This window comes from Nitritalea sp. (genome assembly GCF_054166705.1).
This window is the reverse complement of the sequence record NZ_JBSZCV010000021.1, coordinates 1-13778: the sequence shown is the minus strand read 5'-3', so window position 1 is coordinate 13778 and position 13778 is coordinate 1. Positions and strand designations below refer to the sequence as shown.

Annotated in this window: 10 protein-coding genes; all 10 read left to right on the top strand. The window is 50.6% G+C overall.

Annotated features, from left to right (window positions below):
* The first annotated feature begins 1 nt into the window (after nucleotide 1).
* A complete protein-coding gene (locus ACXIT9_RS14005; RefSeq protein ID WP_458056868.1) occupies nucleotides 2-1465 on the top strand; it encodes a UDP-N-acetylmuramoyl-L-alanyl-D-glutamate--2,6-diaminopimelate ligase in 1464 nt (487 codons plus the stop codon).
* On the top strand, nucleotides 1465-2676 hold the full coding sequence (mraY, locus tag ACXIT9_RS14000) for a phospho-N-acetylmuramoyl-pentapeptide-transferase (protein WP_458056867.1): 1212 nt from the start codon (nucleotides 1465-1467) through the stop codon (nucleotides 2674-2676). Before ACXIT9_RS14005 ends, mraY begins: the two co-directional genes overlap by 1 nt.
* Nucleotides 2677-2681: 5 nt before the next feature.
* On the top strand, nucleotides 2682-4043 hold the full coding sequence (murD, locus tag ACXIT9_RS13995; RefSeq protein WP_458056866.1) for a UDP-N-acetylmuramoyl-L-alanine--D-glutamate ligase: 1362 nt from the start codon (nucleotides 2682-2684) through the stop codon (nucleotides 4041-4043).
* Complete coding sequence (locus tag ACXIT9_RS13990) at nucleotides 4030-5214, top strand: FtsW/RodA/SpoVE family cell cycle protein (protein WP_458056865.1); 1185 nt, start codon at nucleotides 4030-4032, stop codon at nucleotides 5212-5214. The genes murD and ACXIT9_RS13990 overlap by 14 nt, the downstream gene beginning before the upstream one ends.
* Complete coding sequence (murG, locus tag ACXIT9_RS13985) at nucleotides 5211-6326, top strand: undecaprenyldiphospho-muramoylpentapeptide beta-N-acetylglucosaminyltransferase (RefSeq protein WP_458056864.1); 1116 nt, start codon at nucleotides 5211-5213, stop codon at nucleotides 6324-6326. Before ACXIT9_RS13990 ends, murG begins: the two co-directional genes overlap by 4 nt.
* Nucleotides 6316-7731 carry a UDP-N-acetylmuramate--L-alanine ligase gene (gene murC, locus ACXIT9_RS13980; protein WP_458056863.1) on the top strand — a complete coding sequence of 472 codons (1416 nt, stop codon included), beginning with the start codon at nucleotides 6316-6318 and terminating at the stop codon, nucleotides 7729-7731. The genes murG and murC overlap by 11 nt, the downstream gene beginning before the upstream one ends.
* Nucleotides 7724-8467, top strand: a complete 744-nt coding sequence (locus ACXIT9_RS13975) for a cell division protein FtsQ/DivIB (RefSeq protein WP_458056862.1) — start codon at nucleotides 7724-7726, stop codon at nucleotides 8465-8467. The genes murC and ACXIT9_RS13975 overlap by 8 nt, the downstream gene beginning before the upstream one ends.
* 9 nt (nucleotides 8468-8476) lie before the next feature.
* Nucleotides 8477-9811: a cell division protein FtsA gene (gene ftsA, locus ACXIT9_RS13970; RefSeq protein WP_458056861.1), complete on the top strand. Its 1335-nt coding sequence runs from the start codon at nucleotides 8477-8479 to the stop codon at nucleotides 9809-9811.
* A gap of 56 nt (nucleotides 9812-9867) precedes the next feature.
* Complete coding sequence (gene ftsZ, locus ACXIT9_RS13965; protein WP_458056860.1) at nucleotides 9868-11655, top strand: cell division protein FtsZ; 1788 nt, start codon at nucleotides 9868-9870, stop codon at nucleotides 11653-11655.
* A gap of 981 nt (nucleotides 11656-12636) precedes the next feature.
* Nucleotides 12637-13778 (top strand): hypothetical protein (locus ACXIT9_RS13960; RefSeq protein ID WP_458056859.1); only part of this gene is annotated, 1142 nt, incomplete at its 3' end.

Here is a 13778-nt window from a genome sequence, read left to right as displayed (position 1 = left end):
TATGCGGAAACTGAAGGACATATTATATAAAGTAGCCTTACGCTCCACGCAGGGAGACATGGAACTGGGCGTGACGGGGATCTACTTCGATAGTCGTCAGGTGCGTCAGGATGGGCTCTTCGTTGCGGTGCCCGGAACACAGGTCGATGGGCATGCTTTCATCGCGAAGGCCATCGAACTAGGGGCTCGTGTGATCGTGTGTGAGGTGCTTCCAGCAGAAACGCGTGCCCACGTTACCTATGTGCAGGTGGCCTCTGCGGCGGTGGCCCTAGGAGAAATGGCAGCCAATTTTTACGGAAATCCCTCTGAAAAGCTCAAGCTAGTGGGCATCACCGGCACGAATGGCAAGACCTCCACAGCCACCCTGCTCCACCGTTTGTTTCTTTCGCTAGGCTATCAGGTCGGCTTAATCAGCACGGTAGAGAATAAAATTAATGAGGAGGTGCTTCCGGCTACGCATACCACTCCCGATGCGGTGCAGCTGCAGGCCCTTTTGCAGCGGATGCTGCAAGCAGGCTGTACGCATGTCTTTATGGAGGCCAGCTCGCATGCTATCGTTCAAGAGCGTATGGCGGGTACACATGTGACAGGCGCTGTGTTCACGAATATCAGCCACGATCATCTGGATTACCACGGTGATTTTAACTCCTACATCAAGGCCAAAAAGAAGCTGTTCGACGGCCTGCCAAAAACAGCTTTTGCGCTGACGAATGCCGATGATAAGCGCGGTGCTGTCATGGTCCAAAATACGGCGGCGCAGATTCATACCTATGGCCTGAAAACCGATGCCGACTTTAAGGCAAAGGTGCTAAGCAATACCCTGGAGGGCCTGGAGCTTTCCATTCAGCAGCATGCGGTATGGTTCGGGCTCATCGGCCGCTTTAACGCCTATAACCTTTTGGCCGTGCTGGCCACCGCCCTGCTCCTCGGTGAGGAGGAGGAGGAAGTGCTGCTGCAGCTTTCCCGTCTGAAAAGTGCCACGGGTCGTTTCGAAACGGTACAAGCCCATGGGCTGACCGTAGTCATCGACTATGCGCATACACCAGATGCTCTGGAAAATGTGCTGGCTACACTAGAAGAAATCAATGATGGACGAGCCCATATCTATACCGTGGTCGGCTGTGGCGGAAATCGCGACACCGCCAAACGTCCGCTGATGGCTAAAATCGCCGCCGCTAAGAGCACGAAAGCCTATTTTACCTCAGATAATCCTCGGGACGAGGACCCTGAGCAGATTCTGGCGGATATGCAGCAGGGACTTTCTCCTGTAGATCTCCGTAAAGTGCTGAGCATCGCCGACCGTCGCTCGGCTATAAAGGCGGCCATTTTAGGGGCCCAAGAAGGCGATATGATTTTGGTGGCCGGAAAGGGGCATGAAACCTATCAGGAAATTAAAGGGGTAAAGTATCCCTTCGACGATAAAGAAGAAGTAAAGAAAATTTTAGCGCTGTTAAACCAAAAGTAATGTTGTATTCGCTTTTCGACTATTTAGATAAGGTACTGGATTTCCCGGGAGCGGGGGTGTTCCGCTACATCTCCTTTCGCGCGGGGATGGCGGCCTTACTCTCTTTAGTTATCACCATCACTTTTGGGCATCATATTATCCACTGGATTCGTCGACAGCAAATCGGAGAAACCGTGCGGGACTTAGGCCTAGCCGGCCAAACTGAAAAGAAGGGAACGCCTACGATGGGGGGCTTGATGATGATCGCTGCCATCTTGCTTCCGACCTTGCTGTTTGCGAACGTGAAGAACATCTACATCATTTTGCTGCTCATCACCACGGTTTGGTTAGGAGCCATCGGGTTTATCGATGACTATATTAAAGTCTTCCGAAAAAATAAGGAGGGCTTGGCGGGCCGCTTTAAAATCGTCGGGCAGGTAGGTATCGGCATCATCGTGGGGGCTACCCTGTTCTTCCATGAGGGGGTAGTGGTGCGGCAGTTTTCGAATCCTGTCTCTGTAGAAGAAGGGGTCGTGGATGCGCCCGCCTACCGGGATGTGAAGGTGGCAAAAACCACCATTCCTTTCTTGAAAAATAATGAGTTGAACTACGAAGAGGTGCTCGGCTTTTTAGGGGATGCGATGACGCCTTTCTTGTACATTTTCTTGGTGATCTTCATCATCACAGCCGTTTCGAATGGGGCGAACATCACCGATGGCATCGATGGGCTGGCCGCGGGCACCTCTGCGATCATCGGGCTGACGATCGCGATCTTCGCCTATCTGAGCGGAAACGTGATTTTCAGTCAGTATTTGAATATCATGTACATCCCGAATTCTGGGGAGCTGGTAATTTTCTGCGCCGCTTTCGTGGGGGCCTGTGTCGGGTTTCTCTGGTATAATGCCTACCCAGCCCAGGTGTTTATGGGCGATACGGGCAGCCTGATGTTGGGTGGTGTGATCGCTGTGTTAAGCTTGGCGCTGCGCAAAGAGCTGCTCCTGCCTGTTGTCTGCGGGATTTTTTTAGTGGAGAATTTATCGGTCATCATTCAGGTCACTTATTTTAAATATACAAAAAAGAAATACGGTGAGGGCAAAAGGGTCTTTCTTATGGCACCGCTGCATCATCACTATCAAAAGAAACAAATTCCCGAGGCGAAAATCGTCACGCGCTTTTGGATTGTCGGCATCTTGCTGGCGATCATCACATTAGCCACGCTAAAATTACGCTAGGTAAGATGGAAGCAGGAATCGGCATCATAGGAGGAGGAGAGAGCGGCGTAGGGGCAGCCTTACTGGCGGCACGCGCTGGACTTCAGGTATTTTTATCTGAGGGGGGCACGCTTTTGCCTGCGCGCAAGCAGGCGCTTTTAGCAGCTGCCATCTCTTTTGAGGAGGGCGGCCATGATCAGGAGCGCCTGCTGTCTCTTCCCCTGTGGGTGAAAAGCCCGGGAATTCCCTTTACCCATCCGCTGATGCAGGCGGGACTGGACAGGGGAATAGAAATTATCGATGAGCTGGAGCTGGCCTTCCGTTTTGCGACGCAGGAGCGCGCGCCACATATCATCGCCATCACCGGTACGAATGGTAAGACCACGACGGCTCTCCTTACACACCACCTCCTCGTGCAGGCAGGCGTGGCGGCAGGTCTGGCCGGAAATGTGGGCCAAAGCTGGGCGGGGCAGCTCGCGGCTGGGGCATCTCCAGCAGTATGGGTGCTAGAGGTCAGTAGCTTTCAGTGTGAGGGCTTGCGTCAATTTAAAGCGGACACATCCATATTGACTTCCCTAAGTCCAGATCATCTGGATCGCTATGCGGGAGAAGGCAGCACTTATGCTGCCGCTAAAGGTTGGCTGCTGGCCAATACCCGTCCTTCCGGGCGTGTACTGGTGACTGCTTCAGACGCTTGGGCCTGTAAGACGGCGGAGGCTTTCTCTTCAGCGCCTCTCCATTATGTGGGTCGCGAGGGAGATAACTGGCGGTCAGGGGAAACAGCCTACTTCCGTAGGGAAGGTGGCCAGCAAGAGGTTTCCATGGCGGGATTTCCGCTGGCAGGGTCGCATAATACCAGCAATGCACTCCATGCTTTGGCGGCGGCACTGGCAGCTGGTGCTCGGGAGGAACTTTTGGCCGAAGGCCTGGTAAGCTTTCAAAATGCCCCCCATCGTCTACAGTTTTCGGGCGAGCTGGAGGGGGTACGTTTTGTAAATGACAGCAAAGCCACTAATGTAGAGGCAGCCTTGCAAGCGGTCAAAAGTTGTACAGGAGGCATCGTCTGGATCGCTGGCGGGATTGATAAAGGGAATGATTATAGTCAGTTCGATGCTTATGTATCGAACATTAAGGCTTTAGTTGTGCTAGGGGTAGATGCAGGCAAGTTTCAAGCGGCTTTTCAGGGAAAAGTTCCACAGCTGCATCACACGCAGGATGTTTCGGAAGCAGTGGCGCTGGGTTTTCAGGCGGCGGCACCGGGGGATACCGTGCTCCTAGCCCCTGCCTGCGCGAGTTTTGATTTGTTTCGGAATTACGAAGACAGGGGTGAGCAGTTTATGCAAGCCGTTCAGGCATTTATAGAAAGGAGGAGACATGCATTCGGTTAAGGAGTTTTTAGATCGGCACTTGAAGGGGGATCCCTACATTTGGACAGTGGTGCTGCTGATGGCGGCCTTTAGCTTGATCGTGGTCTATTCGGCCACGGGTACGCTGGCGCAAAAGACCAGTGGTGGAAACACGGAGCGCTTTCTGCTTAGCCATGGCCAAAATGTGGTCTTAGGCTTAATCGCCATGTATTTTGTGCATCGCATGCCCTATCAGCTTTTGAAGGGACTGGCTATTCCGCTATACCTACTCAGTATCGGGCTGCTCATCTATGTGACCTTAAAGGGGAGCACGGTGAATGAGGCTAGCCGCTGGGTGACGCTTCCTGGCTTGGGGCAGTCTTTCCAGCCTTCTGATCTGGCCAAGCTGGCTGTGATCCTGTTACTGGCGAAGCGGCTGGCGCTGAACCAGCTAAAAGTGAAGGAGTCCGGGGCGCTTTCTATGGCCCTGGTGATCAAAGCGGGCATAGTGGTTGGCTTAATTGCTTTTGCGAATATTTCTACGGGTTTGATATTAATGAGTTCAGCGCTGCTACTGATGGTGATCGGCAGGGTGCCTATCCTGCGTTTAGCGGCTTACACCTTCTTTTTCGTGGGCTGTATCGGGGTGGCCTATCTTTTCGGGCAGCGGGGAGAAACGGCCATGAACCGCCTTTCGAATGCTTACGGCACGGAGGAGGTGAGCTTTCAGCGCCACCATTCGAATGTGGCGATCGCCTCGGGAGGGGTCTTCGGTAAAGGGCCTGGGAATTCGGAACAGCGTAATATTCTGCCGCATCCTTACTCAGATTTTATTTATTCTTTGATTATAGAGGAATATGGTCTTATAGGAGGAATCGGCGTATTGGTGGGCTACCTCGTGCTGCTCTACCGCGCCACGCGTGTGGTGGCGGCTTCGACCAAGCCTTTCGGAGGGCTGGTGGCAGCGGGTCTTAGCTTTTCACTGATCATACAGGCGATGGTGAATATGCTGGTTGCTGTAGGGGTGGTGCCGATTACGGGTCAGCCCCTTCCGCTGCTCAGCATGGGGGGGACTTCGTACATTTTCACCTGTATCTCGATCGGAGTGATTTTAAGTGTGAGTCGTCAGGATCACATGGAGACAGAGAAGCAGAGGATGAGTGTGGAGCCGACTTCTTTTGGAAATCGTAAACGAACTGCTCTTGCCTCATGAAGCAGCGAAAAGAACCCTATCGACTCATTGTAAGCGGTGGTGGCACCGGTGGGCATATTTATCCGGCCTTGGCGGTGGCGAAAGCTTGGATGGCACGTCATCCGAACAGTCGTGTGCTATTTGTGGGTGCGGAGGGCAAAATGGAAATGGAGCAGGTTCCGAAGGCGGGCTTTGAAATCATCGGCCTACCGGTGATGGGCATCCCGCGCACCCTAACGTGGAAGCATGTACTGCTGCCAGGAAAGCTTTGGAAAAGCCTTAGCCGTGCCCGCGCCCTTATCCGTCAGGAGCGCCCAGATGTGGTTTTGGGCTTTGGGGGATATGCGAGCGGTCCGGTTTTATTTGCTGCGCAAAACAAGGGCATTCCCACACTGGTGCAGGAACAAAACGCTTATGCGGGCCTTACAAATAAACTGTTGGCCAAGCGTGCGCACAGGATTTGTGTGGCCTATCCGGAGATGGAGCGCTTCTTTCCTCAGGGGAAGCTTGTGGTTACGGGGAATCCTGTACGCCGTGAAATTGTGGAGGGCCGCTACAGTCAGGAGGAGGCTCGGCAGCTTATGGGGCTTTCTGAGCGCCCGACCTTATTGGTTTTAGGGGGCAGCTTAGGTGCCAAGGCGCTGAATGAGGCGGTGCTGGAGCATCTTCCACGTCTGGAGGATGCCGGCATACAGGTGATTTGGCAGTGTGGTGCGCTTTATGAGGCGCGCTTACAGGCTGCTTTAGAGGCTCGCGCGTTTTCGCATGTACAGCTGCGTCCCTTTATTGCCGATATGGCGCAGGCCTATGCAGCGGCAGATGTGATCGTGAGCCGAGCGGGAGCACTTTCGGTGTCTGAATTATGTGTGGTAGGCAAGGCGGTGGTCTTTGTACCCTCGCCGAATGTAGCGGAGGACCATCAGACGAAAAACGCTGCGGCACTGTTACGGGCTCACGCGGCCCGTGCTTTAGCAGATGCAGCATTAAAGGAGCGCTTCGGAGATACGGTGCTGGACCTTTTCCAGGATGCAGCAGCCCGGCAGCAGTTGGGAGAAGCGATTAGAGCCCTTGCATTGCCGCAGGCCACAGAGACGATCATTAATGAAATAGAGCAACTTATAGATGCAGACTGATCAGCTACGCTATGTGTATTTCCTCGGGATCGGGGGTATCGGGATGAGTGCTTTAGCGCGCTGGTTCCACCGGAAGGGGCTACCTGTTAGCGGCTATGACCGTACGCCTTCCTTGCTGACGGAGCAGCTGCAGCAGGAGGGTATTCCGGTGTATTTCGACGACAGCGTGCAGACACTCTCCGAGGAGCTACTTGCCTTGCCTGTGGAGCAGGTTTTGGTGGTGTGGACGCCGGCGGTGCCTGCGGTTTCTCAGCTGCTAACATACTTTCGAGAGTCAGGCTATCGCCTGCTGAAACGGGCGGAGGTGCTGGGGCTGTTAAGTGCTGGGTCTAGCTGTCTGGCTGTAGCGGGGACACATGGAAAGACGACCACCTCGGTGCTGTTAGCGCATCTTATGCATAGCCAGGGGCTTCCGGTGTCCGCATTTTTAGGGGGCATCGCGAAAAATGTGGCGAGTAACTTGATCCAGCCCCCGCATGGAGAGGAGGCGAAGGCTACGATGGTGGTGGAGGCGGACGAGTTTGATCGTTCGTTTTTACACCTGCATCCGACAGGGGCGGTGATTACCTCGGTGGATGCAGATCATTTGGATATTTATAAGGATGCGGAGCAGCTGCTGGAGGCATTTCGGCTTTTTGCTGGGCGCATCCGTAAGAAAGGAATTTTACTGCTGCAGCATACGGCTGCGGAAAAGCTGGGGACACTGCCACTAGCGAAAAAAGTACGTGTGCTCACCTACGGATTAAAAGGAGGCGAGGTGCGTGCTGAAGCGATTCGGGCGCATGCGGACCGTTTTGTTTTCGACTATTATGGTCCAGATAAAGTTATTCAGGACTTGATTTTACCGATGCCCGGGTACCATAATGTGGAAAATGCTTTGCCTGCCATCACGCTGGCGCTGTCGGCTGGGCTGTCGGTGGTGCAGGTGCGTGCGGCTTTGCAGTCCTTTGCAGGTGTGAAGCGGCGTTTTGAGCGCTGTGTGCAGACAGAAGCACACGTTTACATCGATGATTATGCCCACCATCCTGAGGAAATTCGCGCGACCTTAAGCTCGGTGTTAGCGATGTATCCTGGAAAAACGCTCACCGTGGTTTTTCAGCCGCATCTTTTTACACGTACGCGCGATTTTGCGGCAGGATTTTCAGAAAGCTTATCCCTGGCGGATCGTGTGTGGCTGCTGGATATCTATCCTGCTCGCGAGGAGCCGATCGTGGGGGTCACGGCTGAGATGCTTTTAGCAGCTATACAAGCAGGAGAGAAGCGTAAGGTAGAAAAAGAAGAGCTACTCCCCCTTATTCGAAAGGAGCAGCCGGAGTTGTTGGTCACCTTGGGTGCGGGCGACATTGACCGCTTTGTAGCACCGATTACAGCATTACTTACAGCGAAAGGAGGTCTGGATGCTTAAGGTTATCACACCCCTGCTGGCAGGCTTGGTGCTGGTAGGCACGATGGCTTTCTCTTGGGTTCGGTCGCAGGAACAGGTCTTAACGCGTGTTTCCGCAGAGGTAGAAGTGCTGCCAGAGGTATATTTTCTAGATGCAGAGGCAGTGCTCGCCCATGTAGGGGCCGTGCTGCCGCTGGTTTCTGGCAAGACGAAGGCGAAGGAAATCGATCTGCATCTGTTAGAGCAACACTTACTGGCGCATGATCATGTGAAGGCCGCTCGTGTGACGCTAAACCCGGCAGGAGAGCTGCATCTATGGGTGCGGCAGCACCAGCCGGTGGCTCGTATCGTGCGTAGCCGGGCAGCAGATGCATATCTGACAGATGAGGGCGTACTGATTCCTGTTTCCACTCGTTTTTCTGCGCGCGTACTCACCTTATCAGGGCCAGGCGCTGAGGCACTGGTGAATCATGATGTAAGTGAAGAGCAGGTGCAGCCGCTGGCTGAGTTTTTAAAGTATGTGTATCAAGATAGCTTCTGGTTTTCTCAGCTCATTCATGCGCATGTAGATGAGCAGCTGGAGCTAGCGCTCTACCAGCAGGTAGGGAAGCAAGTTATCGCATTCGGGACGGCGGAGCTCTTTGAGCAAAAGCTGGAAAAGGTGATTGTTTTTTATGAGGAGATCGCGCCCAAGAAGGGATGGAACGCTTACGAGCGTGTAAATGTAAAGTTTAGTAATCAAATAATATGTGAATAGGGAAACGCTATGGAAAATGAGAAGCTGATAGTAGGTCTAGACATCGGGACGACGAAGATTTGTGCTGTAGTGGGGCGCAAGAATGAGTACGGTAAATTAGAAGTTTTGGGGGTAGGTAAAGCTGTTTCTGATGGGGTAAAGCGCGGGATGGTAGCTAATATCGACAAAACGGTGACAGCTATCGAGAAGGCTGTACGCGATGCTAGCGACATGGCACAGGCGGACATCGGCGAAGTGCTGGTGGGCATCGCTGGACAGCATATTCGTTCTTCTGTTCACCACGGCTCTTTGGTGCGTAGCCAAGGGCAGGAGGAAATTAGCGTGGAAGATATTCGAAAAATGTCGAATGACATGCATAATATCGTGGTTCCAGCAGGGAACCGTATTATTCATGTGATGCCACAAGACTACACCGTGGACTATGAAGATGGAATAAAAGATCCCGTCGGCATGTCAGGAAATCGTCTGGAAGCTGATTTTCATATCATCACGGCACAAATCGGGGCGATCCAAAACATCAACCGCTGCGTTTCCCGCGCGAACCTGGTCGCTTCTGAACTGATTTTGGAGCCCATCGCTAGCTCATTGGCTGTATTAAGCGACATCGATAAGGAGGCGGGCGTTTGCTTGGTAGATATCGGGGGTGGGACCACGGATATCGCCGTTTTTTACGATAATATTATTCGCCATACGGCTGTCATTCCACTCGGGGGAGAGATCGTCACCTCGGACATTCGCATGGGCTGTAATGTGCTGGCGCATCAGGCGGAGCTGCTGAAGACCCGCTTCGGAAAGGCTATCGCCGAGGAGGCCAGCGAAAATGAAATCGTTTCTATACCGGGCATCCGGAACAGACCAGCGAAGGAAATCTCTATGAAAAATTTAGCCGCCATCATTCAAGCACGCATGGAGGAGATAATCGAGTTCGTCTACAGTGAGTTGATCCAGAGTGGCTATGAGAAGCAGCTGGCAGGAGGTATCGTACTGACTGGGGGCGGGGCACTTATGCCGCACCTCACACAGCTGTTCGAGTACTGCACAGGCATCGATACGCGCATTGGCTACCCGAATGAGCACTTGGGCAAGTGCCCCGATGAGGAATTAAAAAGCCCCATGTATGCGACCAGCATTGGATTAGTGCTGGCAGGGTTTATGTCTATCGATAATAGGGAAGAAAGGTACCGGACAGAGTATGCTCAGGGTGTGGTACAAAATTCAGGTTTGCGCCATAGCGCGCCTGAAGAAGCACCGAAAGAGAGTAAAACACGTGGTTTCGGATTTCTGCAGACGATAAGTGAGACCTTAAAACGAACCATGAAGGATTCAGGAGACGATACGTATTAGGAAATTTTCAAGTTAATTTTTTATAACGACCAGCAGCAATTTAAAAGAAAAAAGATATGTCAGATAACGCGAGAGAATATATGTTTGATCTCCCTAAGAACCATAAATCCATCATCAAGGTGGTCGGCGTGGGAGGTGGTGGCTCGAATGCGGTCAACCACATGTACAATCAGGGCATTAAAGATGTGGAGTTCGTGGTAATGAACACGGATGCGCAGGCTTTACAAAGCAGCCCCGTCCCGAATAAGCTTCAGATCGGCACGCACCTAACGGAGGGACTTGGAGCGGGAGCCAATCCAGAGCGTGGAAAAGAGGCGGCTGTAGAGAGTAAGGAAGAAATTCGGGATATTTTCGGTACCGGTACCAAAATGGTGTTTATCACTGCCGGAATGGGTGGTGGAACGGGCACCGGTGCTGCGCCTGTCATCGCTAAAATCGCGCGTGACATGGATATTTTGACCGTAGGTATCGTGACAGCGCCCTTTGCTTTTGAAGGGAGAAAGAAAATTTTGGCCGCACAGGCCGGAATAGAAGAGCTGAAAAACAGTTGTGATACGGTACTGGTCATCCTAAACGATAAACTTCGGGAGGTGTATGGCAACTTAGGCATCCGGTCGGCTTTTGCGAAGGCAGATAATGTGCTGACCACGGCGGCGAAGTCTATAGCAGAAATTATTACGGTGCATCAGGATATTAATGTTGATTTCGAAGATGTCAAGACGGTGATGAAGAATGCCGGTGCGGCCGTGATGGGCTCTGCCTTAGAAGAAGGCGAAAATCGAGCGCTTCTCGCTGCTGAGCGCGCCATCGCCTCTCCGCTACTGAATAATGTTGACATCAAGGGTGCGAAAAAAATCTTACTTTCCGTTACTTCCGGAGAGGAGGATGAGCTGTCTATGGATGAGTTGACTGAAATTACGGACTATATTAACGGTTGTGCGGGTAGTGACTTAGAGCTTATCTTCGGACAGGGCATCGATCCTAGCCTAGGCAAGGCTGTACGCGTGACGGTAATCGCCACGGGCTTCCTAACAGAGACACTTCCTCTAGTAAATGCTCCTGGCGAGAATAAGGCCTCAGGCGCCGCCACTCAGGAGCAGAGCGCTCAGCCAAGAGACGCTGATCAGCAAGTGGTGGCTCCAGCTGCACCGTCCACTCCTGCTCCGATGGTGGAACGTCCGGAAGCTGCAGCCCCTACGCCTCCAAGTCCGCAGGCGGCGCCTGAAGATGCTACCCCTCCGCGTGTCGTGCATTTAGACTCTGGCAAACGTGTGGAGGAGGACCATCTCAGCTCGGGAAAGACCTTTACCTTTAACATCCCTCATCAGCAAGCTCCGTTAAAGAAACAGGAGGAAGCCCACCAGGAGGAGCCACGTATCCGGCAGCAGCCTTTTCGTCCAATCGGCGGGAATAACCTGATTCAAAAGTCCCCGCAGCCGGCACAGCGTCTAGCTGGTCCAGATGAGGTGAAGCCCGCCAAGCAGGAGCCTTCAGCGAACACCTATAGTGATGCCGAGGGCTTTCGCATCATCCATAAAAGCCCGTCGAACGAGACGCCAGAGACGAATTCCTATCGTTCTAACCATGAAAAACAGTATCAGGAAACCTCTTTCATCGTAGACAAACGACTCGGTGAACGTGGAAATAAGTTGAAAGCACTGCGCGAAAAGTTAAATAACCCGGAGAGCCTTAAAGAACTGGAGAAGCCCGCCTACATTCGGCATGATATCAAGCTGCAGCCCGTGCCTTCGAGTGCTGAAGTGCGTACCTCTCAGCTGAGCCTGAACGATACCGAGGGTCTCGTGCGTGGCGGAAATCGTTTCTTGGATAAGAACGTGGACTAATCGCGCCGCATCGTGTGCGGTCCTCCTACAGAGGTCCGCAGCTTGCTTACCGCTTGTGATCTTTATGCAGGGCGCCGTGTTTGCCGCTTGATTAGTTGAAAATCAACAACTAGGTAGTAAAAAATAAAATACCTAAACCCCGGATTTGGCTGTTATCAGCTTTTTTCGGGGTTTTCTTTTTTTATATATTAATGGTGTAGGATACAATTCGCGACTGGCTAGCTGTCCTGCAGATTATCCTGACAGCTGGAAATAAAGAGGAAAACGAGCAGGTGAGAAGAGTGCTATTAGAAAAGTATACGTCATCCAGGTCCGAACTTTCCCCTCCAAGCAGAAATACATCGATGAATTTGCTGCTTATCTGTCACAAACGTCTAACCCGTTAAAAGGCGGGATAAGTTTTTTTTGTATGGGAATGTCTTGAGGTATGTTGCTGATTATGGGGTAGTTAGCTTAGAGATATATTTTTATCCTCTGAAAATCAACAACTTATTAAAAAGTGCTAAAAAAAATTCAAACTACACTTGCATTTATAGTTTTGGGGGGGGTATTTTTAGTACAGAAAGATAAAGATTGGCGCCGAAAAATTATTTTTCTTGGGCAGTCAAGGGTTGACTGCTGTCAAGTTTTCAATCAAAGTATCGTTTCAAATGAAAAAACTAACATTTCTTATCGTCTTGGGAGTATTCTTTACCGCGTCCCTTCCAAGTCAGTAAGTTCAAGCTGATCCTAATCCATTGAGTGATGCCATATCACTCGCTAAAGTGATTGCAGAGGGTATTGACAAAGGTTGTGACAATCTTCGAGAATCAGGTGCTCTGCAGAAACGTTGTAAAAACCTTGACTGTATAACAGTTGCATGTATTTCATTTAGAAAAGCATGCAATGGTCCATCAGATTGTGAGAAATAAATTAAAAAAAATCTAAATTATGGATCAGTGAGGGTGATACTCACCTTCACTGATTAAATTATTAGTCAGTATGAGAAAAATATTCATTAATAGCATAGCGTTTCTGTTCTTATATGGATGTGCTAAAAAAGAGAACACAGTTTTAGTCACAGATGTTGATGATAAATTTTCGGTAAAGTTGGATACGGTTTTAATCCAACCTTCAAGAAGTTCGCAAGTAGGCAGATTTGAATGGACAGGCAGTGAAGTCTTATATATTGACCATTTGTACGGGTTTATAGAATCCTATTCTCCTGATGGCAATTTTATCAAGCGTGAACTGAGAATCCTTCAAGGGCCTGAAGAATTGGCTAGTGTCAGTTCGGTTAGTGCCCATGAATATGGTTTTACAGTCAAAGGAGAGGATTGGACATTTTATGAGTATGATAAAGAGTGGAAGTTTCAGAGAAAGTATACCGTCTATACGGATGCAGCCTATGAAGTAGATCAATTAATTCAAAATCCTGTAGCCAGTTCCACTATGATGTATGAACTGCAGCATTACAATGACCATTTTCCTGTGTCGGGAGACTATTTTTATGCCAAGGTGGACTGTGAACACCCTACTTTCAATGCATTTATCAATCCATCATTTTATAAAGAGGCATTTTTAGTAGCCAAAATCAGTCGAAGAGATGGTAAAATGGAGGAATTGCTGTATCATTTTCCAGAAACCTATCAGCAATACCGATTTGTGCCCTTCCATATATTTTTTGATTTCCATGTAGGAAGTTCTGGAAAGCATTGGTTGACCTTTGAGATAGATCCTACCATTTATGTTTATGATGCATCAAAAAGTCTAGTTGGTACCTTTGGAGTCCCAGGAGTAAATATGCGTACATCCTATCCAGAGACCAGGACCTTGGATGTGGCATTTGATACTGACCTGTATAGACAATCCCGGTTTAAGGACGGCTTTTACAAAGATATTTTTGTGGATGAAGAGGCAAATCTCGTATTCCGCACGTATAGAACAGGAACCAACAATCAGACAATTGGTGAAGAATCGGAAAATCCCCTTCGATTACAGATTTATAAGTCAGAGCAGTTGGTTTCGGATATAGCTGTTCCTGGCAAATTTAGATTGATTGGTAAAGTTGCAGACAGACGTTACATAGCAGATGGATTTTATGATGAAACAGCCGAAAAGCAAGGGTTTTATGTATTATCGTT

What these genes read in the sequence shown, in the direction of transcription:
- ACXIT9_RS14005 (WP_458056868.1), top strand. Translation starts at nt 2, where the DNA reads ATGCGGAAACTGAAGGACATATTATATAAAGTAGCCTTACGCTCCACG.
- mraY (WP_458056867.1), top strand. Translation starts at nt 1,465, where the DNA reads ATGTTGTATTCGCTTTTCGACTATTTAGATAAGGTACTGGATTTCCCG.
- murD (WP_458056866.1), top strand. Translation starts at nt 2,682, where the DNA reads ATGGAAGCAGGAATCGGCATCATAGGAGGAGGAGAGAGCGGCGTAGGG.
- ACXIT9_RS13990 (WP_458056865.1), top strand. Translation starts at nt 4,030, where the DNA reads ATGCATTCGGTTAAGGAGTTTTTAGATCGGCACTTGAAGGGGGATCCC.
- murG (WP_458056864.1), top strand. Translation starts at nt 5,211, where the DNA reads ATGAAGCAGCGAAAAGAACCCTATCGACTCATTGTAAGCGGTGGTGGC.
- murC (WP_458056863.1), top strand. Translation starts at nt 6,316, where the DNA reads ATGCAGACTGATCAGCTACGCTATGTGTATTTCCTCGGGATCGGGGGT.
- ACXIT9_RS13975 (WP_458056862.1), top strand. Translation starts at nt 7,724, where the DNA reads ATGCTTAAGGTTATCACACCCCTGCTGGCAGGCTTGGTGCTGGTAGGC.
- ftsA (WP_458056861.1), top strand. Translation starts at nt 8,477, where the DNA reads ATGGAAAATGAGAAGCTGATAGTAGGTCTAGACATCGGGACGACGAAG.
- ftsZ (WP_458056860.1), top strand. Translation starts at nt 9,868, where the DNA reads ATGTCAGATAACGCGAGAGAATATATGTTTGATCTCCCTAAGAACCAT.